At 70.4% G+C, this 23,350-nt stretch carries 24 protein-coding genes; 9 read left to right on the top strand and 15 right to left on the bottom strand.

All coding sequences use genetic code 11. From position 1 onward, the window contains the following. Positions 1–430: 430 nt before the first annotated feature. The gene (locus DDV73_RS03280; protein WP_161962274.1) at positions 431–850 is read right to left on the bottom strand and encodes a nuclear transport factor 2 family protein; all 420 of its coding nucleotides are present in this window, start codon (positions 848–850) and stop codon (positions 431–433) included. 120 nt (positions 851–970) lie between these two features. Between DDV73_RS03280 and DDV73_RS03275 the strand changes: the two genes are divergently transcribed. Next, positions 971–1,906: a DMT family transporter gene (locus DDV73_RS03275; RefSeq protein ID WP_240617092.1), complete on the top strand. Its 936-nt coding sequence runs from the start codon at positions 971–973 to the stop codon at positions 1,904–1,906. Between the two features lie 6 nt (positions 1,907–1,912). Here the strand turns inward: DDV73_RS03275 and DDV73_RS03270 are convergent, their stop codons facing one another. Further along, positions 1,913–2,305: a RidA family protein gene (locus DDV73_RS03270; RefSeq protein ID WP_109505820.1), complete on the bottom strand. Its 393-nt coding sequence runs from the start codon at positions 2,303–2,305 to the stop codon at positions 1,913–1,915. A 79-nt stretch (positions 2,306–2,384) separates the two neighbouring features. Then, entirely contained in the window at positions 2,385–3,146 is a 762-nt protein-coding gene (locus DDV73_RS03265) for an Abi-alpha family protein (RefSeq protein ID WP_206050686.1), read from the bottom strand. A 117-nt stretch (positions 3,147–3,263) separates the two neighbouring features. Between DDV73_RS03265 and DDV73_RS03260 the strand changes: the two genes are divergently transcribed. After that, positions 3,264–3,527, top strand: coding sequence for a type II toxin-antitoxin system prevent-host-death family antitoxin (locus tag DDV73_RS03260; protein WP_109505819.1), 264 nt, complete (start codon positions 3,264–3,266; stop codon positions 3,525–3,527). Between the two features lie 257 nt (positions 3,528–3,784). Here the strand turns inward: DDV73_RS03260 and DDV73_RS03255 are convergent, their stop codons facing one another. Both DDV73_RS03255 and DDV73_RS03250 read right to left on the bottom strand, forming a co-directional pair. Further along, on the bottom strand, positions 3,785–8,644 hold the full coding sequence (locus tag DDV73_RS03255; protein WP_109505818.1) for an NAD-glutamate dehydrogenase: 4,860 nt from the start codon (positions 8,642–8,644) through the stop codon (positions 3,785–3,787). Between the two features lie 68 nt (positions 8,645–8,712). Then, entirely contained in the window at positions 8,713–9,012 is a 300-nt protein-coding gene (locus DDV73_RS03250) for a hypothetical protein (RefSeq protein WP_109505817.1), read from the bottom strand. A 181-nt stretch (positions 9,013–9,193) separates the two neighbouring features. Here DDV73_RS03250 and DDV73_RS03245 point away from each other — a divergent pair, with 181 nt between their 5' ends. From DDV73_RS03245 to DDV73_RS03235, 3 genes are read left to right on the top strand one after another with little or no spacing between them, the layout of a single operon-like run. Then, positions 9,194–9,697 carry a DUF2505 domain-containing protein gene (locus DDV73_RS03245; RefSeq protein WP_161962273.1) on the top strand — a complete coding sequence of 168 codons (504 nt, stop codon included), beginning with the start codon at positions 9,194–9,196 and terminating at the stop codon, positions 9,695–9,697. Positions 9,698–9,717: 20 nt separating this feature from the next. Further along, positions 9,718–10,290, top strand: a complete 573-nt coding sequence (locus DDV73_RS03240) for a Uma2 family endonuclease (RefSeq protein ID WP_206050685.1) — start codon at positions 9,718–9,720, stop codon at positions 10,288–10,290. A 3-nt stretch (positions 10,291–10,293) separates the two neighbouring features. Beyond that, entirely contained in the window at positions 10,294–11,214 is a 921-nt protein-coding gene (locus DDV73_RS03235) for an NADP-dependent oxidoreductase (RefSeq protein ID WP_109505814.1), read from the top strand. On the opposite strand, the gene DDV73_RS03230 is transcribed toward DDV73_RS03235, so the two are convergent. The 4 genes from DDV73_RS03230 to DDV73_RS03215 form a co-directional block, all read right to left on the bottom strand. After that, positions 11,197–11,376, bottom strand: a complete 180-nt coding sequence (locus DDV73_RS03230; protein ID WP_109505813.1) for a hypothetical protein — start codon at positions 11,374–11,376, stop codon at positions 11,197–11,199. The two genes, DDV73_RS03235 and DDV73_RS03230, sit on opposite strands and share 18 nt — an antisense overlap. Further along, a complete protein-coding gene (gene pruA, locus DDV73_RS03225; protein WP_109505812.1) occupies positions 11,373–13,007 on the bottom strand; it encodes an L-glutamate gamma-semialdehyde dehydrogenase in 1,635 nt (544 codons plus the stop codon). The genes DDV73_RS03230 and pruA overlap by 4 nt, the downstream gene beginning before the upstream one ends. Positions 13,008–13,148: 141 nt before the next feature. Further along, entirely contained in the window at positions 13,149–13,553 is a 405-nt protein-coding gene (locus DDV73_RS03220; protein WP_206050684.1) for a DUF6912 family protein, read from the bottom strand. Then, positions 13,550–14,992, bottom strand: coding sequence for a WS/DGAT/MGAT family O-acyltransferase (locus DDV73_RS03215; protein ID WP_109505810.1), 1,443 nt, complete (start codon positions 14,990–14,992; stop codon positions 13,550–13,552). The genes DDV73_RS03220 and DDV73_RS03215 overlap by 4 nt, the downstream gene beginning before the upstream one ends. A gap of 112 nt (positions 14,993–15,104) precedes the next feature. Here DDV73_RS03215 and DDV73_RS03210 point away from each other — a divergent pair, with 112 nt between their 5' ends. Next, a complete protein-coding gene (locus tag DDV73_RS03210) occupies positions 15,105–15,479 on the top strand; it encodes a cupredoxin domain-containing protein (RefSeq protein WP_109505809.1) in 375 nt (124 codons plus the stop codon). Positions 15,480–15,483: 4 nt separating this feature from the next. Further along, positions 15,484–16,860, top strand: coding sequence for a hypothetical protein (locus DDV73_RS03205; protein ID WP_109505808.1), 1,377 nt, complete (start codon positions 15,484–15,486; stop codon positions 16,858–16,860). Here the strand turns inward: DDV73_RS03205 and DDV73_RS03200 are convergent. Together DDV73_RS03200 and DDV73_RS27690 are read right to left on the bottom strand one after the other, a co-directional pair. Continuing rightward, the gene (locus DDV73_RS03200; RefSeq protein WP_154402589.1) at positions 16,823–18,076 is read right to left on the bottom strand and encodes a CpaE/TadZ family protein; all 1,254 of its coding nucleotides are present in this window, start codon (positions 18,074–18,076) and stop codon (positions 16,823–16,825) included. The genes DDV73_RS03205 and DDV73_RS03200 overlap by 38 nt on opposite strands. Before the next feature lie 13 nt (positions 18,077–18,089). Next, a complete protein-coding gene (locus DDV73_RS27690) occupies positions 18,090–18,749 on the bottom strand; it encodes a CpaB family protein (RefSeq protein WP_154402588.1) in 660 nt (219 codons plus the stop codon). Positions 18,750–18,881: 132 nt separating this feature from the next. On the opposite strand from DDV73_RS27690, the gene DDV73_RS03190 reads away from it, so the two are divergent. Beyond that, the gene (locus DDV73_RS03190; protein ID WP_109505806.1) at positions 18,882–19,127 is read left to right on the top strand and encodes a helix-turn-helix domain-containing protein; all 246 of its coding nucleotides are present in this window, start codon (positions 18,882–18,884) and stop codon (positions 19,125–19,127) included. A gap of 220 nt (positions 19,128–19,347) precedes the next feature. Here DDV73_RS03190 and DDV73_RS03185 read toward each other — a convergent pair whose 3' ends face one another. The 3 genes from DDV73_RS03185 to sigE all read right to left on the bottom strand — a co-directional run bounded on the left by DDV73_RS03185 (position 19,348) and on the right by sigE (position 22,008). Next, on the bottom strand, positions 19,348–20,811 hold the full coding sequence (locus DDV73_RS03185; RefSeq protein ID WP_154402587.1) for a S1C family serine protease: 1,464 nt from the start codon (positions 20,809–20,811) through the stop codon (positions 19,348–19,350). Positions 20,812–20,890: 79 nt separating this feature from the next. Then, positions 20,891–21,391, bottom strand: coding sequence for a zf-HC2 domain-containing protein (locus DDV73_RS03180; protein WP_109505804.1), 501 nt, complete (start codon positions 21,389–21,391; stop codon positions 20,891–20,893). Next, positions 21,391–22,008, bottom strand: coding sequence for an RNA polymerase sigma factor SigE (gene sigE, locus DDV73_RS03175; protein ID WP_240617091.1), 618 nt, complete (start codon positions 22,006–22,008; stop codon positions 21,391–21,393). Before sigE ends, DDV73_RS03180 begins: the two co-directional genes overlap by 1 nt. A gap of 227 nt (positions 22,009–22,235) precedes the next feature. On the opposite strand from sigE, the gene DDV73_RS03170 reads away from it, so the two are divergent. After that, positions 22,236–22,895: an O-methyltransferase gene (locus tag DDV73_RS03170; protein ID WP_109505802.1), complete on the top strand. Its 660-nt coding sequence runs from the start codon at positions 22,236–22,238 to the stop codon at positions 22,893–22,895. 24 nt (positions 22,896–22,919) lie between these two features. Here the strand turns inward: DDV73_RS03170 and DDV73_RS03165 are convergent, their stop codons facing one another. After that, positions 22,920–23,255 (bottom strand): hypothetical protein, encoded by a 336-nt coding sequence (locus tag DDV73_RS03165; RefSeq protein ID WP_109505801.1) that lies wholly within the window; start codon positions 23,253–23,255, stop codon positions 22,920–22,922. Between the last annotated feature and the right edge of the window lie 95 nt (positions 23,256–23,350).

Below are 23,350 nucleotides of genomic sequence, written 5' to 3'. Positions count from 1 at the left end.
TGCGGAGTCAGGGTCAACTCGGCCTTCGGACGTCCTGATCGTGGCATGTCCACATCCTACGACTTATCTAGCGAACTTCACGTGCGCCTCACTAGCCGGTCGGTCCAGTAATCAGGTCGGGTGGTCGAGCAGCGAGCGCAAGCGAGCGTCGTCGAGACCACCATCGGTCGGCTGGGGTGCGGACAGTCCGGCCTCGGGCGCCTGCGGGCGCTGCGGCGGCGCGTCGCGCGCACAGCGGCTGCAGTGGGTCGCGCGCCGATGGCGCGCGCCGCGGCCAAGCCGCTTCACGCCGCCCGCAGACACCCGAGACCGAACCGACCGCGCGTGGCCAACCGCGAGCGCGAGGTTGCGCGCCCTCGAACGGCTCCGGGTGAGCGGGTACGCCGAGCCTCTGGGCAGCCAGCGCCGACCTGGTCGGAATTAAGGCGAACTACCCGGCTGCTGCCCGGTGGGCGTCGTACCCGGCGACGCGCTGGGTGTCGAGGTAGTCCTCCTGGTGGGTGATCCTGCCCCACTTCGCCCGGCACACGATGACCAGCCGGTTGGCGTACACCGGCTGCCCGCCGGCCTGCTCCTTGGTGTGGTCCCGGGCCTCGACGTACACCGTCATCCGCCAGGGCAGGCCGGTCGCGACCACCTTGTCGACCTGCATCTGCAGGCCGAGGTCGACGAACCTGCGCAGGAACGGCTCGATCTCGGACCGGCCGCGGTAGCTGCCGCCGAACGTGCTCTCGCCGGGGAACACCAGCACCGCGTCCTCGGCGTACGAGCTCAGTGCCGGGCCGATGTCGCCGGCGTTGAGAGCCTTGATACTCCGTCGGAGCAGCACTCCGACCACGGTGGAGAACATCGCGCGGGAACCTCCTTGTTGGGGACCGACTACTATCCATACAGTAACGTATGGATGATTGGGGACCACCCGGCAATGCCCCCGCATGCAGATCGGCCACGACCGGGCACAATCAGGCCAGTGACCACCACACCTGCCACCACCGCGACCACCGAACCGCCGAGCCTGCGCACCTGGCTGCCCTGGCTGTTGGTGCCGGCCGCCATCTGGGGCTGCAGCTTCGTGTTCATCGAGGTCGGCATCCGCGAGCTGCACCCGCTCTACGTCACCCTCGGGCGGGTGGCGTGCGGCGCGGTCGCGCTGCTGGCGATCCTCGCGATCCGCCGCGAGTCGCTCCCCCGCTCGCCACTGACCTGGGCGCACCTGGCGGCGATCGGCTTCTTCGGCGCAGCTGTCCCGTTCACGCTCTTCGGGTACGGCGAGGAGCGGATCCCGTCGCTGCTGGCCGGCATCTGGAACGGCACCACGCCGCTCGTCGTACTGCCGGTGGCGGTGCTGGTCTTCCGCACCGAGCGGTTCACCCGCAACCAGGCACTCGGCCTGGCCCTCGGCTTCGCCGGCACCCTGATCATCCTCGGCGCCTGGCGCGGCACCGACGGCGCCGACCTCCTCGGCCAGCTGATGTGCTTCGGCGCGGCGGTCTGCTACGGCGTCGCGATCCCCTACCAGGCCCGGTTCCTGACCCCGCGGATGACCTCCGACCTCGCCATCGCAGCGACCATGCTGGTCTGTGCGACGGTCGAGGTCGCCCTGATCGCGCCGTTCGTCGCGGGCGCGCCGCCGGCGATCACGTCACTGTCGCCGGAGGTGATCGCCAGCGTGGTCGCGCTCGGTGCGCTCGGCACCGGCGCCGCCCTGGCCCTGCACATGCGCAACGTGCGCCGGATCGGCGGCAGCAACGCGTCGTACGTCACCTACCTGGTGCCGATCTTCGCGATCGCGCTCGGCGTGCTGGTGCTCGACGAGAAGCTGGAGTGGTACCAGCCGGTCGGCGCCGCGGTCGTGCTGTACGGCGTCGCGCTGTCGCAGGGCCGGTTCCGCCGGCGACCCCGCTAGACCCCGCTAGCTCGCCCGCGCGGCGATCGCCTCGACCTCGAGCCGCCAGCTCGGCTCCAGCAGCGTGGAGACGATCACGGTCCGCGCGCACGCGTGGTCGCCGAGGTGCTCCTTGATCAGCGCCACGTTCGCGGGGTCGTCGGCGGGATCGGCGAGGTAGAAGCGGAGCGAGACCAGGTCGGCGTAGGTCATCTCGGCGGCGGCCAGCGCGGTCGCCAGGTGCTGCCAGATCAGCCGCGCCTGGCCCTCGAAGTCCTCCGGCATCGTCGTACCGTCGGCCTGGTAGCCGTTCAGCCCACTGATGTAGAGCGTGCGGGCAGCGGCGGGAACCTCGACGGCGTGCGCGTAGCAGGTGTACGGCGGGAACAGGTCGTCCGGGTTGTGCCGGGTGATCGTCATGCCTCGACAGTGGCATCGGTGGTCAAGTCGTGGTCTCGACGACGCTCGCTGGCAGCGCCATCAGCAGGCCTGCCTTCGGTCACCCTTGGGGATCGCACGCCTGCCAGAACGCGCGGCCGAGGCCGGTGGCGCGCAGAGTACGGCGTACCGGCTTGCTGCGCTTGGCCGAGATCAGCGCCTCCCGGACCAGCGGCGTGGTCAGCAGGGCGTCGTACTGCTCGCCGAGGTCGGTCGACTCGTCGTCCCGCTCGGCCAGCCCGAAGCCGATCAGGCGAGTGACGTAGGTCGGCACCTCTTCCTCGAGCGTCACCCCGGCCGCCTGCCCGACGGTGCTGGCGTTGCGCAACCGGGTGCGGCCACGCTCGACGACGTCGATCAGGGGGAAGCCGGCGCCACTGCCGAGTGCGGCCACGATCCGTGCCTCGTCGGGGGTCAGCAGCTCCAGCACCGCGGCGTACAGCTCGACCCGCGCTTCCTCGGGCGTCTGCGCACGCGAGCGCTCAAGAACCCCCGCCATCGCCGACCGCATCGGCACGAAGCCGCCCTTGGTCGTGATCACCGGGTCGCCACCGGGCTCCGGCGCCTGCGCGTACGGCAGTGGGTGCGGGTACGGCGAGCCGTCGGCGCTGTCCAGCCGCTTGCGCAGCTCGGTGAGCGCGGTCCGCTCTAGCTGCTGCAGCCCGCGCTCGGCGACGCCGCCACCGGGCAGCCGACGGGCGACGCCCCAGCCGCACCGGGCGGCCCAGCCGGCCGCCTTGGCGGCACCGCCCACCGCGCCACCGAGGCCGCGGTCGTGCTCAGCGGGCGGACGGGCGGTCTCGGACATCGACTCCAGGGTCACGACGGACTCCTCAGACTTGCGGGCTTGGACGCTATCCTTCCCGATCCCGGATCGGTCGGCGACAGCCGTCCATCGTGGCGGCCCAGGATGACATGCATGTAGGTGAGACTTAGATACATGTCTGCCACTTATCCCATCGCCGAGGCGCGCGGCAAGCTCGGTGAACTGGCTCGTCGAGCTGCCCAGCACGAGCACATCACGTTGACCGATCGCGGAGTGCCGGCGGCGGTTCTGATCTCCCCTGCCGACCTCGAAGATCTCGTGGACGCGCTTGCCCTGGCCCGCCTTGAGCGAGACCAGGCACTGGGCATCGCCGGCGAGCCGATCCCGCACGACCGTGCACGTCGGGCCCTGTTGAACGCTGTGGGCCGTCAGGAGTGAGCTGGCAGGGTCTCTGGGTGCCAGCCGTCCTCAACTCCGCGATCAGTCAGCACCCGTCTGCTTGACGCGCGGGTGGTTCGACCTTGGGCGTGCGCGGGCGGCGTCAAGCGGCTTGGCCGCGGCGCGCGCCAACGGCGCGCAACCAACCGCGGCGGCCGTGCGCGCGACGCGCCGCCGCAGCGCACGCGTACGTGCGAGGTCGGGCCGCCCGCACACCACGCCCGTCCCACCCATAGATTGCACCCCGCGCAGCACGCCTACGGCGCCTCGACCAGCCCGCGCACCACCCGCAGCCCGACCGACATCCGGGCCAGGTCGGCGTGGTCGTCGGTGCAGATCTCCTCGAGGGTGGTCGCCGAGCGCGCGATCAGCTCGGAGTCGGCCTCCTCCCAGGCGGCGATCCGGGCCGGTGCGGCATCCTCTGGCGAGGTCGACAGCAGCACCTGCGCGGTGAGCTGGGCGTGGACGGCGTGCAGGTCGTCGCGGAGCGCCGCGCGGGCCATGGTCTGCCAGCGGTCCTCACGCGGCAGCGCCAGGATCCGGCCGACCAGCAGCGGCAGCCCGAGCCGCTCACCCAGCGCGAAGTGCACCCGCGCCACCTCCAGCGGGTCGAGCTTCTCGCGGGTCGAGGTCTCGATGATGCCGAGGACCATGTACGCCGGTGGCAGCACCGCAACCCGGGTCGCCAGGTCCTCCGGCACGCCCTGGGCGACCAAGCCGTCCCGTCGGCCCACGAACGCCTGCAGCTCGCGCCCGCTCATGATGTCGGGCAGCTGGGCGATCACCTGCTGCGCGGTGACTCCGAAGTACTCGATCGTCGCCTCGCTGTCGATCGGTGGCCGCCGGTTGGTGACCAGCCACCGCGATCCGCGCTCGACCAGGGTCCGCATCTCGATCCGCATCCGGGTCTGCACCGTCGCGTCGAGCTTGTTGTCCCACGACTTCAGCTCGTCGCGGAGCTCCAGGGAGCCGAAGATCTCGCGGGACACGAAGTTGGCGCGGACCAGCTCGGGTGCGCTGGCACCGGTCTCACCGGAGAGCCGGTGCAGGTAGGTCATCCCGGCGCCGTTGACCAGGTCGTTGACCGTCTGGGTGACGATGATCTCGCGGCGCAGCGGGTGCGCCTCCATCTGCTTGCGGTAGCCCTCCCGCATCTTCGCCGGGAAGTAGGCGAACAGGTCGCTGCGCAGATAGGAGTCGTCGGGCAGGTCGGACTTGAGCAGCTCCTCGGCGAGCACGATCTTGGTCCAGGCCATCAGCACCGACAGCGCCGGCACGGTCAGCCCGTCGCCGCGCTCGATCAGGCGGCGTACCTGTTGTGACTTCGGCAGGCCCTCCAGCTCGCGGTTGAGGATGCCTTCGCGCTCGAGCTTCTTCATGAAGTCCTCGTGCACGTGCATCAGCGACGAGGCGTTGGCGGCCGCGTTCGCGAGGGCGAGATTCTGCTCGTAGTTGTCGCGCAGGACCAGCTCGGCGACCTCGTCGGTCATCGCCGCTAGCAGCCTGTTGCGCTGCTTCTCGGTGAGGTCGCCGTCGGCCACCACCCGGTCCAGCAGGATCTTGATGTTGACCTCGTGGTCGGAGGTGTCCACACCGGCGGAGTTGTCGATGAAGTCGGTGTTGATCCGGCCGCCCATGTTGGCGTACTCGATCCGGCCGAGCTGGGTCAGGCCGAGGTTGCCACCCTCGCCGACGCACTTGACCCGCAGCTCCTCGCCGTTGACCCGGATCGCATCGTTGGCCTTGTCGCCGGCATCAGCGTCGGTCTCGACCGTGGCCTTGACATAGGTGCCAATGCCGCCGTTCCAGAGCAGGTCGACTGGTGCCAGCAGGATCGCCTTCATCAGCTCGGCCGGCGTCATCGACTGGATCGAGGCGTCGATGTCGAGGGCCTCGCAGACCTGCGGCGTCAGCGGGATCTTCTTCAGCGAGCGCGAGTAGACGCCGCCGCCCTCGGAGATCAGCGCCGTGTCGTAGTCCTGCCACGAGGACCGCGGCAGCTCGAACAGCCGCTTGCGCTCGGCGTACGACGAAGCCGCGTCCGGCGTCGGGTCGATGAAGATGTCGCGGTGGTCGAACGCCGCGACCAGCCGGGTGTGCTCGGAGCAGAGCATCCCGTTGCCGAAGACGTCGCCGGACATGTCGCCGATGCCGACCGCGCTGAAGTCCTGGGACTGGCAGTCCACGCCCATCTCCCGGAAGTGGCGCTGCACCGACACCCAGGCGCCGCGGGCGGTGATGCCCATCGCCTTGTGGTCGTAGCCGACCGAGCCGCCCGAGGCGAACGCGTCGCCGAGCCAGAACCTGTAGTCCTTCGCGACGCCGTTGGCGATGTCGGAGAAGGTGGCGGTGCCCTTGTCGGCCGCGACCACGAGGTAGGCGTCGTCGCCGTCGTGGCGGACCACATCGGCCGGCGGCACCGTCTCGCCGTCGATCAGATTGTCGGTCACGTCGAGCAGGCCGGAGATGAAGGTCTTGTAGCAGGCCACGCCCTCGGCCAGCCACGCCTCGCGATCGCCGGAGTCAGGCAGCTGCTTGCAGAAGAACGCGCCCTTCGCGCCGACCGGCACGATCACGGTGTTCTTCACCATCTGCGCCTTGACCAGGCCGAGCACCTCGGTCCGGAAGTCGTCGCGCCGGTCGGACCAGCGCAGCCCGCCGCGCGCCACCGATCCGAACCGCAGGTGCGAGCCCTCGATCCGTGGCGAGTACACGAAGATCTCGAACTGCGGCCGCGGCTCGGGCAGGTCGGGGATCGCCGACGGCTCCAGCTTGAACGAGATGTAGGAGCGTACGCCGCTCTTGGTCGGCTGCTGGTAGTAGTTGGTGCGCAGCGTCGCCCGGATCATCGTGACGTAGGAGCGCAGGATCCGGTCGTGGTCGAGGCTGGCCACGTCGTCGAGCATCCGCTCGATCCGGTCCTCGACCGCCTTCAGCTTGCTCGCGCGCCCGGCTTCCTGCGCCGGGTCGAAGCGGGTCTCGAACAGCTCGACGAGGCGCCGGGTGATGTCGACGTTGCTGTGCAGCGCGCCCTCGATGTAGTCCTGAGCGAACGGCGTACCGCCCTGGCGCATGTACTTCGCATAGGCGCGCAGCACCGTCGCCTGTCGCCAGGCCAGCCCGGCGCCGAGCACGAGCGCGTTGAACCCGTCGGTCTCGTTGTGGCCGTCCCAGACCGCGCGCAGCGCGTCCTGGAAGAGCTCGCGCGAGTTAGGCGGCAGGTCCTTGGTGTAGCGCAGCCCGAAGTCGTAGATCGACGACGGACGGGTCAGGTTCTCCAGCTCGTAGGGCCGCTCGTCGACGACCTCCACGCCCATCGAGGACAGCATCGGCAGGATCTCGCTCAGCGACAGCGGCCGGCCGATCCGGAAGACCTTCAGCCGCGCCTCGCCCTTGCCGGCGTCCAGCTGCTGGTAGAGCGACAGGTCCATGCCGTTGCCACTGGCGTCGACCTCGACGGCCTCCAGGCGACCCAGGTCGACCGAGCCGGTCCGGGCCGGGAAGTCCTCCTTGTAGGCCTCCGGGAAGGAGTCGGCGTACAGGCGGCCGAGACGCGAGCCCGACTCCTCGCCGTACTCACTGGTGACGGCGGTCTGGAAGTCGTCGCGCCACGAGCGCGACGCCTCGGCCAGCCGGCGCTCCAGATCGTCGGTCTCGACCTCCTCGATCAGCTCGCCCTTCGGCGGCCGGACCACGAAGTGGACCCGGGCCATCGTGGACTCGGTCAGCCGCGCGGTGAACTCCACCGACTCGCCGTTGAGCCGCTCCTTGAGGATCTCGGCGAAGCGCTCGCGGACGGTGGTGTTGTAGCGGTCGCGCGGCAGGTAGACCAGGCAGGAGAGGTAGCGGCCGTAGGTGTCGCGGCGGATGAACAGCCGCAGCTGCCGGCGCTCGCGGGTGTACATCACCGCCTCGGCGATCGGCGCCAGCTCGTCGACCGGGGTCTGGAAGAGCTCGTCGCGCGGGTAGTTCTCCAGCGTGTCCATCAGCGCCTTGCCGGCGTGGCTGCCCAGGTCGAAGCCGACCCGGCGCAGCACCTCGGCCGCCTTCTCCCGCAGCAGCGGGATCCGCGTCAGCGACTCGGTGTACGCCGCGCTCGAGAACAGGCCGAGGAAGCGGCGCTCGCCGACCACCTCGCCGTTGTCGTCGTACGTCTTGACGCCGACGTAGTCGAGGTACGCCGGGCGGTGCACGGTGGCCCGCGAGTTGGCCTTGGCCAGCACCAGCAGCTTCTTCTCCTTGGCCTTCGCCCGCACCATCGGCGGCAGCTTGGCGAAGCCGGCCGCCAGGTCCTGGTCGGCCCGCAGGATGCCGAAGCCGGTGCCGGGTACGGCGCGGAGACCGAGGTCCTTGCCGCTGCCGGTCAGCTTGTACTCGCGGTAGCCGAGCAGCGTGAAGTGGTCGTCGGCCAGCCAGCGCAGCAGCTCCCGGCCCTGCTCGACCTCCTCCTCGGGCAGCGGCGGCGGACTGGTCTCCAGCTCCTCGACGATGTCGCGGATCTGGGCCTGCATCTTCGGCCAGTCCTCGACCGCCTCACGCACGTCGCGCAGCACCTGCTGCAGCGAGCCCTCGATCTCGGCCGGGTCCTCGTCCTCGGAGACCCGGTCGATCTCGATGTGCATCCACGACTCGCGGATCACCGGCTCGTCCGGATCGGTCACCGCGCCGTCGTCGACCGCACGCACGAATTGCAGCTCACCGGTGATGTCGCGGCTAACCTCGAACTGCGGGTGTACGACGACGTGCACGCCGCGCTGCTGGCTGGTCAGCCTCATCGTGACCGAGTCGACCAGGAACGGCATGTCGTCGGTGACCACCTCGACCACCGAGTGTCCGTTGGCCGACCAGCCGTGCACCGGCACCGTCGGCGTGAACACCCGGACGTTCGCGGTCCCCTGCGGCCGGGACTGCGCGAGCTTGTACTGCGAGGCCAGCGCGCCGTACAGGTCGACGTCGGTGCGGTCGCACACATCCTCGGGCGCGACGTGCCGGTAGTAGGCCTTCAGCAGCGCGCCAACAGTCGCGTGGGGCGGGCCTCCGGTGCCCTTGCGGTGGACGGCCAGGTCGGAAGCCTTGGCGATCAGCTCGGACTTGTTTCCTTCGAGGGTGGCGGACACAACTCGACACTAGGACGCGTGCTGTGAGCCGCACAACACGAGGGTTCTGGCGACCTTGTCAGTGAGCGTCAGCGAACCGGGCGCTCCCACTCCTCCGCGGCCTTCTCGAGCGCCTCGGTGAACTCGATCAGGGTGTCGCGCAGCAGCCTGGCCTTGTAGAGAGCGTTGCGGATCGCGGCCCGGTCGCCGCCGCCGAAGTCGAGGTCGGCGACCCGGAAGCAGTCGGAGATCTTGACGTCGGCGCTGATCCAGCCGCGCTTGTCGGGTGCCGTGGGCGCGCTGATCTTGCAGTCGGCGATCACGTAAGCGCCGGCGTGGTGGCCACGCCGGTTGAGAAAACGGCGGCGGTAGAACCGCTTGCTTGCCATGGGACAACTCCTTCTAAGCCTGACCCTTCGGTCAGGCGCTCGGTTGCCGCATGGCAAACCTCCTCGTGTGTGGGAACTTCCGGTCATCGAGGGTACGTCGCGTGGTCGGCGACCCGCACCGTATTTTGGCCTCCATGACAAGCACCCGTGGCAGCCGTGGCACCCGTGGAAAGCAGGACGGATGAGCAAGTCGGTCAAGCACGACATCGTGTACGCCGGAGCCACCGTCGACGAGGTCGTCGCGATGGTCACCGACCCCAAGTTCCGCGAGGCGGTGTGCGACTACCAGCAGGTGGTCAGCCGCAGCGCGACCGTGACCGCCGACGGCGGCAGGACCAAGGTCGTCCTCGACTACGCGCACGCGACCACCCAGGTGCCGTCGTTCGCCAAGAAGTTCGTCGGCGAGACCATCCCGATCCACCAGGAGGAGACGTGGTCGACGCCGACGTCGGCCGACGTGGTGGTGACCATCCCCGGCAAGCCCGGCGACATGAAGGGCCGCGCCCGGATCGAGCAGCGCGGCGACGACGTCGTGCAGACCATCGACCTCGCGATCAAGGTCGGCGTACCGCTGGTCGGCGGCAAGCTTGAGGGGATGATCGCGGATCTGCTCAGTCGCGCGTTCAAGGCCGAGAACAAGGTCGGCAGCAAGTGGCTGGCCGGCGAATGGCGGACCGAGTCGTAACGCACCGATATCGTGAGTGCGTGAGTGTCCAGCCACTGCCCGACTGGTTCAGGCCGCCCGTCGGCGGCTTCACCGCCGACGACTTCCTCAGCATGCCCGAGGTACCCAGGCACACCGAGCTCATCGATGGAAGCCTTGTACTGCCCAGTCCGCGGCAGCAGTGGCACAGCCTGATGGTCGACCTCGTCGTCAGTGAGCTGCGTCGCCAGGCAACTCCCCGGCTCCGAGCCACCCGCGAGATGTGCGTCAAGCTCGCCGAGCGCCAAATGCCGGAGCCGGACGCCGTCGTGGTGGCAGCTGAAGCGTTCAACGATGCCGAGACCACGTACTACCTCGCGAACGACGTCGTGCTAGCGGTCGAGGTAGTCTCCCCGGACTCGGTGGAGCGTGATCATGACGTCAAGCCGCGCCGGTACGCCGCAGCGGGCATCGCCCACTACTGGCGGATTGAGGAGCAGAACGGCCAACCAGCGGCGTACGTCTACGAACTGGAGCCGGCCAGCGCGGCCTACGTCCTCACCGGCATCTACCACAGCCGTCTCCAGGTCACGGTGCCGTTCGACATCGACCTCGACCTGACCGCGACCGTTTGAACGATGCTGGCCGCGACGTACGACCGCTTCGGCGGGCCAGAGGTGATCACCGTCGGCGAGGCGGACCGCCCGGAGCACGGGCCCGGCCAGGTGCTGGTCGCCGTCAGGGCAGCCGGCGTCAACCAGGCCGATTGGAAGATCGTGGGCGGGCTCTTCGGCGGCGAGCCGCCGGCCAAGCCGCGCGGCATCGGCTTCGAGGTCGCTGGCGTCGTCGCCGCTGTCGGCACCGGGGTCGAGGGTCTCGCCGTCGGCGACGAGGTGCTCGGCCGGGCGGCCGGAGGGTACGCCGAGTACGCGCTCGCCGCGGCCGACGACCTGGCCGCCAAGCCAGCCGCAATCTCGTGGCCGGTCGCGGGCGGGCTGACCATCGCCGCCGAGACGGCGTACCGCTGCCTGGACCTGCTTGGCGTACAACCGGGCGAGACGCTGCTCGTCCATGGCGCGTCGGGTTCGGTCGGTGCCGTCGCGACCCAGCTCGCCGGGCACCGCGGCGTGCGCGTGATCGGGACCGCCGGCGAGCGCAACCACGACTATGTCCGCTCGCTCGGCGCCACGCCGGTGACGTACGGCGCCGGGCTGGTTGAGCGGGTGCGTGCCACAGTGCCCGATCGGTCCGGGCCGACCGTGGACGCCGTACTCGATGCCGCCGGGAAGGGCGCGCTGCCGGACTCCATCGAGCTCGCCGGCGGAACCGACCGGGTGATCACGATCGCCGACCCGGACGCCGAAGCGCACGGCGTCCGCTTCACCGGTGGCTCGGAGTCCGCCGTACTCGCCGACGTCTTCGCCGAGGTCCTGCCGCTGATCGCCGACGGCACGCTCGACCTCCGGATCGGCGGCACCTTCCCGCTCAGCGAGGCCGCGCAAGCGCTCGCCGAGGCCGAGTCCGGCCGGGCGAGCGGAAAGCTAGTCCTGCTCCCCTAGCCCCTGGCGCGGCGCGGTGGCGCGCTCCTCCTCAGCGAGGTCGCGGCGGCGTACCACGAACACGACCACGCCGAGGATCAGGAACGGCCCGAACGCGAGGATCAGCACCAGCGCCTGCTCGTACGGATGCAGCTGCCCCATGTGCAGCGGGAGTGGGGTCACTCGAGGTCCATGTGCGGGTAGCGGTAGTCGGTCGGCGGCACGAACGTCTCCTTGATCGACCGCGGGCTGGTCCAGCGCAGCAGGTTCGACGCCGCGCCGGCCTTGTCGTTGGTCCCGGAGGCTCGGCCGCCGCCGAACGGCTGCTGGCCGACGACCGCGCCGGTCGGCTTGTCGTTGATGTAGAAGTTGCCGGCGGCGAAGCGCAGTGTCTTGCGCGCCCATGCCACGGCCGCGCGGTCCTGCGAGATGATCGCGCCGGTGAGGGCGTACGGCGAGAAGTTCTCCATCTGGTGCACGACCGACTCGAAGTCGGCGTCGTCGTACACGTAGACCGCGAGGATCGGGCCGAAGTACTCGGTCGCGAACATCTCGTCGGTGGGCTTGCTCGACTCGACCACGGTCGGCCGGACGAAGTAGCCGGTCTCGTCGTCGTACTCACCGCCCGCGAGGACCGACAGGTGCTTGGTCTTCTTGGCCCGGTCGATGGCGGCCTTGTGCTTGGTGAACGCGCGGTCGTCGATCACCGCGCCCATGAAGTTGGACAGGTCGGTGACGTCGCCCATCGAGATCGCGTCGACCTCGGCGAGGAACTGGTCCTTCAGCTTGTCCCACACCGATTTCGCGACGTACGCGCGGGAGGCGGCCGAGCACTTCTGGCCCTGGTACTCGAACGCTCCGCGCAGCATCGCGGTGCGGACGACGTCCGGGTCGGCGCTCGGGTGCGCCACGATGAAGTCCTTGCCGCCGGTCTCGCCGACGATGCGCGGGTAGGCCTTGTACGACGCGATGTTGGCGCCGACCGTCGACCAGAGGTGCTGGAAGACCGCGGTCGAGCCGGTGAAGTGGATGCCGGCCAGGTCCGGGTGCGCGAGCGTCACCTCGGAGACCGCGCGGCCGTGGCCGGGCAGCATGTTGATCACGCCCGGCGGCATCCCCGCCTCCTCCAGGAGCTCCATCGTCAGCGACGCGGCGAGCTGCTGGGTCGGGCTTGGCTTCCAGATGACGGTGTTGCCCATCAGCGCCGGCGCGGTCGGCAGGTTGCCGGCGATCGCGCTGAAGTTGAACGGCGTGATCGCGTAGACGAAGCCCTCGAGCGGGCGGTGGTCGGTGCGGTTCCAGATGCCCGGGCTGTTGGCGATCGGCTGCTCGGCCAGGATCTGCTTGGCGTAGTGCACGTTGAACCGCCAGAAGTCGATCAGCTCGCACGCCGCGTCGATCTCGGCCTGGAACGCCGTCTTCGACTGACCGAGCATGGTCGCCGCGTTCAGCCGCTGCCGCCACGGGCCCGCCAGCAGGTCGGCCGCCTTGAGGATGATCGCGGCCCGCTCGTCGAACGGCATCGCGCGCCAGTCCGCGGCCGCGCCGGTCGCCGCCTTGACCGCCGCCTTGGCGTCGGCCTGCGTCGCGTCCTTGAGTACGCCGAGCACGTGCTTGTGGTCGTGCGGCTGCACGACCTCGATCTCCTCGCCCCCGCCGGCCTTCTGGCGTCCGCCGATGTGCGCCTTGAAGTCATGCTGCTTGCCTTCGAGCCGCTCGAGCTCCACTAGCAGTTGCGCGCGCTCCGGGGTCCCCGGCGCGTAGGTCAGGTTCGGCTCGTTGGTGGGAGCCGGAGGTGTCGTGACAGCGTCCATGTGGGCGATGTTGCCACCTGCCTCGTGCGGTGTCGAAGCGGGGGACGATTGCCCTCCCGCCGGCTGCGTTACAGGGGGACCGCGTTGAACGAAGGTTTGTTCAAACTGGCGCGTTGAACGACCGTTCGTTCAACACGCCACTCACACCAGACCCGAGATCTCCTGGGCGGCGTACCAGGCGAGGGCAGTATCGGACTCGCCGTCGTAGTCGGAGGTGTCGACGTGGGCGGAGGCGATGTTCTTCCACGGCACGTCGGCGGCGACGTCGACCAGGGTCGGGTCGTCCTCGTCGAGGTCGGTGACCGACGGTACGTCGGCGGCGACCACGATCCGGCGCGGCGAGTCGTCGGCGCCGCGCAGCGCCCACGACGACGCAGCGGCGGCCGACAGCGCGGCGTACTCCCAGTCCTCGTCGTCGCCTTCGGGCCACTCCGAGACCAGGGCCTTGGTGACCGCGTGTGCCCGGAACGGGCCGTCGACCCGGCCGTCGGCCACCAGTGCGGCGAGCCCGGCCGAGGTCAGGGGGATGTAGACGCGCACACTCATCCGCGCGCCTTCTTCGCGCTCTTGCGGCCGCGCGGCGCCCGCGGCCGGAGCTCGCTTGCGTCGACCAGCTCGTCGATCGCCTCGGCGATGCACTGGCCGAGCACCTCGATGTCGGGCAGCGCGTCGCGGTCGGCGGTGACGCCGTAGAAGACCGACCCGTCGTACGACGTGACCCCGATCGCGAGCGCGTTGCCGGGGAGCAGCGGGTGGACGGGATAGGTCTCCAGCATCTTCGCGCCGGCGGCGTACAGCGGGAACTGCGGGCCGGGGACGTTGGTCACCGACAGGTTGAAGCCCTTGCGCACCTGCGCCGCCGCCACCCGCGAGCCGAGTGCGTGGAACGTGGTCGGCGCGAAGCCCGCGATGCCGGCGAGCCGGTTGGCGGCCACGGCACGGCCGGTTTCGCCGTGGGCCTTGAACGCGTAGGAGACCTGGTGCAGCCGGACCACCGGCGAGGGCTCGCCGATCGGCAGGTTGACCAGGTGGCCGGCGATCTGGGTGCCGAGCGAGGTCGCCTCCAGCTCGTCGTCGATCACCGACATCGGCACCATCGCGCGCAGCGAGGTCCGGCCGCCGAGCGACTCCGAGCGGCTCATCAGCCAGGCGCGCAGGCCGCCGGTGACGGTGGCCAGGATGACGTCGTTGACGGTGCCGCCGTGTACGTCGCGCACCTTGCGGTAATCGGCGAGCGCGGTGTGGACGGTGACGAAGCGCCGCTGCTCGGAGAGCTCGGTGTTGATCGGCGACTCCGGCTGCGGGGTCCGGTTGGTCAGCGTCAGCGCCGCCAGCGCGGCCCGGTCCCGGGCGTCGTCGGCCCGGCGAGCCACCGACTCGGCGTGCGCCCGGACGGTGCCGGCCAGCACCGAGGGACGGCGTACCGAGTCGCGGACCGCGTCGGCCACCAGCGCGGCCGGCTTGAGCCGCGGACGCGGGGCCCAGCCGTCGCTCTCCATCTGCTTCGGATCCGGGGCGACATCGAGCAGCACCTGGCCCAGGTCGACCGTGGAGACGCCGTCGACCAGGATCTGGTGGGACTTCGAGACCACCGCGACCAGGTCGCCGGTCAGCCCCTCGACGAAGTAGGTCTCCCACAGCGGGCGGTTCCGGTCCAGCGGCCGCGACATGATCCGCCCGACCAGGTCACGCAGCTGGGCCATCGAGCCCGGGCGCGGCAGCGCGGAGCGGCGTACGTGATAGCCGAGGTCGAAGTCGGCGTCGTCCATCCAGATCGGGTTCGCCAGCTTCGCCGGCACGTCCTGCAGCCGCTGCCGGTAGCGCGGCGCGAAGGCGATCCGGTCCGAGATCAGCGCGGCCAGCGCGTCGTAGTCGAAGCCGGAGTCGACCGGGTCGAAGATCTCAACCGTCATGTTGTGCATCGATGTGGCGCGCGTCTCGGCCGCCAGGAACGCGAGGTCGCGCGGCCGCAACCGCTCGGTCATGCTGACTCCCCTCGCGACGTAGCGCCCCGCTCAGACTGACGTTGGATCCACATGGGATTCTGGCAGAGTTCCCCGGCGGATGACATCTGGTTCCACTCTGGAGGTATGTGACGTGAATCGTGTCCGCAAGGCGACCGCACTCGCGGTTGCCGCGGCCCTGCTGCTGGTCGGCGCCGGTTGTGGCGGTGACGACGGCAACGGCGGTGACGACCCCGATCGCAAGCCCGGGGACCCGATCCAGATCACCTTCCTCGGCGACACCGTGAAGCCCAGCGGCGAGCGGGTCGAAGCCAAGGTCAACGAGGAGGTCGAGCTCGTGGTCACCGCGGACGCACCGGGCCAGCTGCACGTCCACTCCAACCCGGAGCAGACCTTCGAGTACGACGAGGGCACCGAGACCTTCACCGTCACCTTCGACAAGCCGGGCATCTACGACGTCGAGTCCCACGAGCTGGAGCAGATCATCGTCCAGCTCGAAGTCCGCTGACCCCGTGAGGTTCTCAGACGACGAGGGGGTCACCCTCGCCCACGGCATCGGCGGCGCCAAGGACCTGCCGATCTCGCCCGAGCTGGCGATCGCCGGCGCGGTGGCCGCGCTGGCGGTCTCGTTCACGGTCCTCGCGCTGGCCTGGCGGACCCCGCGCTACGACGCCGCCACCAGCGGCCGGCCGGCCCCCGCCTGGCTGACCCGGGTGGTCGACTCGACCTGGTTCCCGGCGCTGCTGCGGGTACTCGGCTTCGCCTTCTTCCTGTACGTCGCCGCCGCGGCCGTCTTCGGCGAGGACACGCTGATCAATCCGATCTTCGGCGTGTTCTACGTGTGGTGGTGGATCGGCATCGTGCCGCTGTCGCTGCTGTTCGGGCCGTTCTGGAAGGCGATCAGCCCGGTCCGCACGCTCAACCTGCTGTTCGCCAAGGCCACCGGCGGCGACCCCGAGCGCGGCCTCTACGAGTACCCGGCGCGGCTCGGCTACTGGCCGGCCGCGGTCGGACTGTTCGCGTTCGTGTGGATGGAGCTGGTCTACCCCTACTCCACCGAGCTGGGCCCGGTCCGGCTCTGGTGTGCGGTGTACGTCGCCGCGATGCTGGTCGGCGGCGCCCTGTTCGGCAACCGCTTCTACCAGTACGCCGACCCGTTCGAGGTGTACTCGACGCTGGTCGGGCACCTCTCGGCCTTCGGTCGACGGCCGGTCCGGCGCGGCGGCAAGCTCGCCAAGGATGACGGGGCCACCGAGCTGGTGATCCGGAGCCCACTGGCCAACCTCGACGCCGTACCCGTGCATCCGGGGCTGGTCGCGGTCGTGTCGGTGCTCCTCGGCAGCACCGCGTTCGACTCCTACAAGGACTCCAGTCCCTGGATCCAGTTCCTGCAGAGCACGACGATCTCGACGTACCTGCTGAACAACCTGGCGATCCTCGCGTTCTGCGTGATCCTCGGCCTGGGGTTCGCCGGCGCCACCGCGGCGACCGGGGTCAGCTCCGACCAGCGGCGGGACGAGCTGCCGAACCTGTTCGCGCACTCGATGGTCCCGATCGTGGTGGGGTACATCGTCGCCCACTACCTCAACTACTTCATCCAGATCGGCCAGGAGACGCTGATCAACCTCAGCGACCCGTTCAGCACCGGCCAAAACCTGCTCGGCACCGCCAACCTCACCGTGTCCTACTGGTTCGCCGACCATCAGACGCTGCTCGCCAGCCTGAAGGTGATCGCCGTCGTTCTCGGCCACGTGGTCGCGGTGGTGGCCGCGCACGACCGGGCGATCCGGCTGCTGCCGAGGCGGCACCAGCTCACCGGTCAGCTGCCGCTGCTGTTCGCGATGGTCGGCATCACCGCCGGCGGGCTGTACCTGCTGTTCGCCGGTTAGCCGCGCCGGCCACGATCGCCAGCTCGGGAGCGAGTACGTCGGTCAGTCCGGCGATCCCGCGCCGCAGGGCGGACTCGCCCGCCTCCAGCAGGGTCTGACCGGCCACGAGAGCCCGGTCGGCGGCCGGGCGGTCGTCGGGCAGGAAGTGCAGGCCCCGGATCCGGGCGAAGCCCTCGATCATCGCCGCGACGTCCTTCTCGGCCCAGCCGAGTGAGCTGCGCATCCGGTTGACGACCACCCGCACCGGCACCCCACCGGTGACCTCCCGCAGGTCGACCAAGCCGCGGGCGAGCCGGGAGAGGCCGACCGGGTCGGCGTTGCCGACGACCACGATCTCGTCGGCCTCGGCCAGCGCCGCGAGCGTCATCGAGTTGCGGCCGGGTCGGCTGCCGAACTCGGCCGACGGGTCGTCCTCCAGGGAGAACCCGGTGTCGAGCACGACGTTGCCGACCTCGCGGCCCAGCTCGACGATGTGCTCGAGGGTGCCGGGACGGATCTCGACCCAGCGGTCCGGCCGCGGCAGTCCGGTGACCACGCGCAGCCCGCTGGCTGCCACCCGCTGCACGGTGTGGAACCGATGCGACAGCTCGCCGCTCCCGGACAGCCGGGCGCCGGCGAGCAGCCCGGAGACCTCGTCGAGGATGCCCAGCTGCTGGGCCACCGCACCGCCCCACGGGTCGGCGTCCACCAGCATCGCCGCTGCACCCCGATGGGCGAGCTCGCTGGCGATCCCGACCGCGACCGTGGTCCGGCCCGGAGCGCCCTGCGGTCCCCAGACCGCGATCACCCGCCCACCCTCGACGGGCACGGGCAGTCCGACCCGTTCGCGCAGCGCGGGCAGCCCGGGCGAGGCCGCCATCGGCTCGTCCGCGATCGCGCCGGACTCGGCCACCACGTCGGGAAGCCGGTCGAGCTCGTCCTCACCGACCAGGTTCGGGATGCCGATCCGCGCAGCCCGGGCACGGATCGCGTCGGACCCGGGGTCGGCGACGATCGCGACCGCCCGCACCTGGTGCCGGCGAAGGTGCTCCATCGCGCCGCCGTCCAGCCCGGGGGCGTCCAGCGACAGCACCGCGACGTCGGCCTGGCCGGCGGTGGCGGTAGCCAGGAGGTCGTTGACGTCCACGCACCGCTTCAGCACGACCACGCCGTTGCGGGTGCCCAGCAGGCCGAGGGCGGTCGGCTCCCATGACGCGCCCGATGCGACCATCAGCACGCAGACCACGCGCTCAGCCCTTCCCGGTGAAGGTGATCGTCCCTTGGGCGGTGGCGGCCAGCGCCTCGTCGATGAACTCGACCTGCGCCGTCGGTACGCCGACCACGACCTGACGGGTGCCGGTCGGCCCGAACGTGCCGTCGTCCTGTGGGGTGGCGAGCACGGTGACGTCGGTGAAGATCTTCTCCGCCGGCCGATCGCTGTCGGCCCGGCTCTCGTCAGGGACCACCCACACCGTGACCGTGGCGCCGCGCACCACCGACGGCGGCACCGCGGCGCTCTCCGCGGCAAGCGCCACCTGGGTCAGCCGCTCGCCGTCGTCGCCGCCGAGCGCGGCCCGCGGCACCAGCTCGCCCTCGCCGATGCCGCGCAGCAGCACGCTGTCCGCGGGCGGCGCCTCGTCGGCGGAGAGGTAGCGGTCGGCGTCGCTCGCGTCGGTGAACCGGACCCGGCGCTGGACCAGGTCGTCGGCCGTCACCGTGTCACCCGCACCCAGCTCGCCGGCCGCCGCCCAGACCGGCACCGACTCGTCGGCACCACCGACGACCTTTGCGCCGGCCAGCACCGACGCCGCGACGATGGCGATGCCGACCCACATGCGTGGGTCGCGCCAGCTCGGCGTACTCGCACGGACGGCGGCGGGCGGGTCGGTCTTCCCGAGACTCGTGTTCACGCCCGCCATCATGCGGGAGGAGCCGCGAGAGTTCATCTCGCTATCCACAGGCAGCGGATCGGCCAAGACTTTATCCACAGGCTATGGCCAAGGTGAGCCCGTAGCGTGGTTGTTGGTGGCACAGTTGGAGCCATGTCCGGCACTCCACGCTTCCTCACCCTGGCCGACGTGGCCGAGATCCTGAACACGTCGAGCGCCCAGGTCTACGCCCTGGTGCGTCGTGGAGACCTGCCCGCCATCAAGATCGGCGGCCGCGGCCAGTGGCGGGTCGAGTCGACCCAGCTGGAGACCTTCATCGAGCGGATGTACGCCGAGACCAAGCAGTTCGTCGACCAGCACCCCTACGTCGAGGCCGAGACCAGCCGCTCCGAGGCGTAGAGCATCGTCCGGGAGCCCCCGACCCGGCCCGTCTTCACGCCCCACAACGCCGACCCTGCCCGTCTTCACGCCCCACAACGCCGACCCGGCCCGTCTTCACGCGCAGACTGTGAACACGGGCCGGGTCACCGACGTACGACGTCGACACGGGCCGGGTCGGCGACCTCAGACGTGAACACGGGCCGGGTCGGTGCAAGCCAGCGTGCGTGCCGGGTGGGGCTCAGCCGACTTCGGAGCCGAGGGTGACCTTGATCTTCTGCTGGTCGCCGCCGCGGTCGACGGTGAGCTCGACGACCTCGCCGGGCACGTGGGTGCGGATGGCGACGATCAGGCCGATCCCGTCGATCACGGTCTTGCCGTCGATCGCGGTGATCAGGTCGTCCTTCTTCAGGCCCGCCTTGTCGGCTGGCGCGTCCGCGACCACCGAGTCGACCACAGCGCCCTTGCCGTCGCTCTCGCCGGTCTCGACCTTGGCGCCGATCACGGGGTAGCGCGCCTCGCCGTCGGCGAGGATCTGGTCGGCGGTGATCTTGACCTGTTCGACCGGGATCGCGAAACCGACACCGATGTTGCCGGACTCGCCGCCGAGGCTGCCGCCGGTGGTCGCGATCGCCGAGTTCACGCCGACCACCTGACCGCGCATGTTCACCAGCGGGCCGCCGGAGTTGCCGGGGTTGATCGCGGCGTCGGTCTGAACCGCGTTGATGAACGACGAGTCGTCGGCCGAGCTGCCGGTGGTGACCGGCCGGTTCAGTGCGCTCACGATGCCGTAGGTCACCGTCGAGGTCAGCCCAAGCGGCGACCCGATGGCCACCACGCCGTCGCCGACGTGCATCGCGTTGGACGCGCCCATCGACACCGGCGCGATCTTCTTGGCGTCCTTGGAGTACAGCACCGCGAGGTCGTAGACCGGGCTGCGGCCGACGATGGTGGCGGCGTACCGCTTGCCTGAGTTGTCGACGAACTGGATCTTGCCGTCCTCGGCAGCCTCGGCGACCACGTGGTTGTTCGTGACGATGTGGCCCTGCTTGTCGAGCACCCAGCCAGAGCCGGTCGCCTCGCCGGCGAGGATCTGCACGGTGCTGGGCAGCAGCTCCTGGGCCACCGCGGCAACCGAGCCGTTGTCGGCGTTCAGCGGCGGCGTGGACACGGTGTCGACGCCGGCCAGCCCGTCACTGACCTGCCCGGGGCCACCGTCGTCTTCGAAGCTCGAGACCGTGAGGCCGCCGATCAGGCCGCCGACCAGACCGAGGACCAGCGCCAGGCCGCAGACGACCGGCCACAGCCAGCCGGGTACCCGCGACCGCTCGCTCTGCTGACCGAACTGGGGCTGACCGGGGCGCGGCTGGACCGGACCGGGCTGCGGGTACGCCGCGCCCCAGGGCTGCCGGCCCTGCGGCCCAGCCTGCGGAGGGGGTCCAGGAGGACCAGGCTGCACGGGACGCGGGCCGGTCGGCATGGGACCCGTCGGCACGGGACCCGTCGGCACGGGACCCGTCGACATCGGACCGGTCGTCGTCGGACCGGCCTGCATCGGACCAGGTTGCTGCGGGCCTGGCGGCGGCGGCCCGGCGTGCTGACCCTGGTACGCCGGCGGCGGTCCGGGCTGCGGTGGTGCGCCGGTGCCCGCCGCTGCAGCAGCGGGCACCGACGACGGCGGGACAAACGGGGGGTCGGCACTCATGTCGCCGAGCTGAAGAGTGTCGTCCACCTCAGGCGTCGGGGGTGTCGACTCAGGGTCGACGGGCTGGTCGTTCACTCGCCTATCTTCCCAGGCTGTTGAGGCCTACGCCCACTCGGGCGGGAGCCTGCCACGCGGTCGGCGGCGTCGGAGTCGCCGTCCGGCCGGTCTGCTGCGCGGGCGACTTGACCACGCTGGTCAGCGGCAGCCGCCGGTCGACCGGCGCGTCGGCCGGGGAGGTCAGGGCAAGCACACCGAACATCGCGGCACCCGCGGACCCAGCACCGAGCGCCGCCAGGCCGGCGTACCGGCGGGAGCGGTTCTCCACCGGCATCGCGGCCGGCACGTTCATCGGCCAGCCCGCACCACACAACGCGCCCTTCAGGTGATCCGGCGCGGCCTGCTCGGTCGCGGTCATGCCGAGGCAGCTGAGCCGGGTCTTCACCCAGCCCTCCCCCTCGACCAGCCGGCGGCACGACGAGCAGGAGTGCACATGGGCCCAGGCCCGCTCCTCCTCCGCGGCGGACAGCTGCCCGTCGATGAGGGCGGTGACCCTGGAGCCGATGTGGTTGTCGAACAGCATCAGGCTTGTCCTCCCTTGGCACCTATCGCCGCCGGTCGGCCCAGCCGGCTCCGCATGCTGCGCGGACCGGCGTACCGAGTGCGGCCGGCCGCCGGGGCGCGGTGCGCGAGCGCGTCGCGCAGCATCGCGCGGCCGCGGTGGATCCGGGAGCGGACGGTCCCGAGCTTGGCACCCATGATCTCGGCGATCTCCTCGTACGACAGGCCTTCGACGTCGCAGAGTACGACGGCGGCCCGGAAGTCCGGCGGCAGCTGCGCCAGCGCCCGCTCGACGTCGTCGTCGAAGGTGCGCTCGGCGTACGCGTCGGCCGGGTTCGGCAGCGCGCTCGGCAGCCGTCCTTCACGCTCCTCGGAGAGGGCGTCGAAGCGGATCCGCTGCTTGCGGCGGGCCTGGTCGAGGAAGAGGTTGGTCGTGATCCGGTGCAGCCAGCCTTCGAAGGTGCCCGGCGTGTACGTCGACAGCGACCGGAACACCCGCACGAAGACCTCCTGGGTGAGGTCCTCGGCGTCGTGCCGGTTGCCGGTCAGCCGGTAGGCCAGCCGGTAGACGCGGTCGGAATGCTGCTCGACGATCTCGTCCCACGTCGGGACGGTCCCCTCGTTCGTCGTGGTGTCCACCGGGGTCTCCTCTTCGCGCTGTGCGCTGCCTCGGAACAGTGCCTTTGTCCTCTCTCACGCTAGAAACCCGAACTGAAAGGACCCTGTGAAGAGCCCGTGCGTCTGGCATGTGTCTGGCCTGAACAACGAAGCCGACACCCTCGATGTTCCCTCATCCGGCCCCCACATGCGACCGGCCACTGCCGACCTCCCCGGTGGCGGGCACGCCGAGCGGTAAAGTCGCGCGCATGACGAACGTGCCCGGACCGATCACGCCGACGAGCTGGTCCTACGCGGAAGGGTTCGTCGTCGAGGACGACGTCCTCATTGCCGCCCGCGCGCGTGCCGAGGAGGTCGGAGTGGTCCCGGTCGGCCCCGGCGCCGGCGCCGCGCTCCGGTTCCTGGCTGCCGTCATCGAGGCCCGCGCCGTCGTGGAGATCGGCACCGGCACCGGCGTCTCCGGACTGTGGCTGCTGCGCGGCATGCGCGCCGACGGCGTACTCACCACCGTCGACGTCGAGGCCGAACACCAGCGGCTGGCCAAGCAGACCTTCACCGATGCCGGCATCCCCGCGCAGCGCGCCCGGGCGATCCCAGGCGCCGCGCTCGACGTACTCCCCCGGCTGACCGACGGCCACTACGACCTGGTCTTCTGCGACGGCGACAAGCGCGAGTACTCGGCGTACCTCAAGGAGTCGCTGCGGCTGCTGCGTCCGGGCGGCGTGGTGGCATTCGACAACGCGCTGTGGCACGACCGGGTGGCCGACCCGTCCCAGCGGGACGAGGAGACGGTCGCGATCCGCGAGCTCGGCCGCCAGGTCGCCGCCGACGACGAGCTGGTGCCGCTGCTGCTCCCGATGGGTGACGGCCTGCTGATGGCCAAGAAGGCATCTTCGGTGGTCGAGTAGGTCGCGCAGCGACCATATCGAGGCCTAGGCGCGCGGCGTCGCCTCGAAGCCGTCCCAGCCCTCGGCGACCGCGACCACGTCGCACGGCTCGATCAGGATCGGAGCGCTGCCGACGATCTTCGAGCCCGGCTTGTCGGCACCGTCGCCGAACTCGGCCTGGAACTCCGCCCGCGCCTCGTCGGACCCGAACACGTAGCAGCCCTCGAACCACTCGCCCGGCCGCACTCGCCAGGTCTTGAACCGCAGCCCCTTCATGCCGGTGAACTTCGCGTACGACGTCTCCTCGACGTACGACGCGAGCTCGGCCTCGACACCCTCGGGCGCCTCGGCGAGTGACCAGCGAACCGTCAGTCCCAGCATCTAGTGTCCCGAATTTGAAGTTCGTTGAATAAGTCGGCCGAGCTTGCCGAGGATCTGTTCGGCGGTCTTGGTCCACACGAAGGGCCTCGGGTTGG

The sequence above is a fragment of the Nocardioides speluncae genome (assembly GCF_003121585.1).
Lineage (GTDB): Bacteria > Actinomycetota > Actinomycetes > Propionibacteriales > Nocardioidaceae > Nocardioides > Nocardioides speluncae.
This window is presented reverse-complemented; position numbering and strand designations above follow the sequence as displayed.

Excerpts from the sequence above, each read along its gene's own strand:
- DDV73_RS03280 (WP_161962274.1), bottom strand. The coding sequence starts at position 850 with ATGTTCTCCACCGTGGTCGGAGTGCTGCTCCGACGGAGTATCAAGGCT.
- DDV73_RS03270 (WP_109505820.1), bottom strand. The coding sequence starts at position 2,305 with ATGACGATCACCCGGCACAACCCGGACGACCTGTTCCCGCCGTACACC.
- DDV73_RS03260 (WP_109505819.1), top strand. The coding sequence starts at position 3,264 with ATGTCTGCCACTTATCCCATCGCCGAGGCGCGCGGCAAGCTCGGTGAA.
- DDV73_RS03250 (WP_109505817.1), bottom strand. The coding sequence starts at position 9,012 with ATGGCAAGCAAGCGGTTCTACCGCCGCCGTTTTCTCAACCGGCGTGGC.
- DDV73_RS03245 (WP_161962273.1), top strand. The coding sequence starts at position 9,194 with ATGAGCAAGTCGGTCAAGCACGACATCGTGTACGCCGGAGCCACCGTC.
- DDV73_RS03235 (WP_109505814.1), top strand. The coding sequence starts at position 10,294 with ATGCTGGCCGCGACGTACGACCGCTTCGGCGGGCCAGAGGTGATCACC.
- pruA (WP_109505812.1), bottom strand. The coding sequence starts at position 13,007 with ATGGACGCTGTCACGACACCTCCGGCTCCCACCAACGAGCCGAACCTG.
- DDV73_RS03220 (WP_206050684.1), bottom strand. The coding sequence starts at position 13,553 with ATGAGTGTGCGCGTCTACATCCCCCTGACCTCGGCCGGGCTCGCCGCA.
- DDV73_RS03215 (WP_109505810.1), bottom strand. The coding sequence starts at position 14,992 with ATGACCGAGCGGTTGCGGCCGCGCGACCTCGCGTTCCTGGCGGCCGAG.
- DDV73_RS03190 (WP_109505806.1), top strand. The coding sequence starts at position 18,882 with ATGTCCGGCACTCCACGCTTCCTCACCCTGGCCGACGTGGCCGAGATC.
- DDV73_RS03185 (WP_154402587.1), bottom strand. The coding sequence starts at position 20,811 with ATGAGTGCCGACCCCCCGTTTGTCCCGCCGTCGTCGGTGCCCGCTGCT.
- DDV73_RS03180 (WP_109505804.1), bottom strand. The coding sequence starts at position 21,391 with ATGCTGTTCGACAACCACATCGGCTCCAGGGTCACCGCCCTCATCGAC.
- DDV73_RS03170 (WP_109505802.1), top strand. The coding sequence starts at position 22,236 with ATGACGAACGTGCCCGGACCGATCACGCCGACGAGCTGGTCCTACGCG.
- DDV73_RS03165 (WP_109505801.1), bottom strand. The coding sequence starts at position 23,255 with ATGCTGGGACTGACGGTTCGCTGGTCACTCGCCGAGGCGCCCGAGGGT.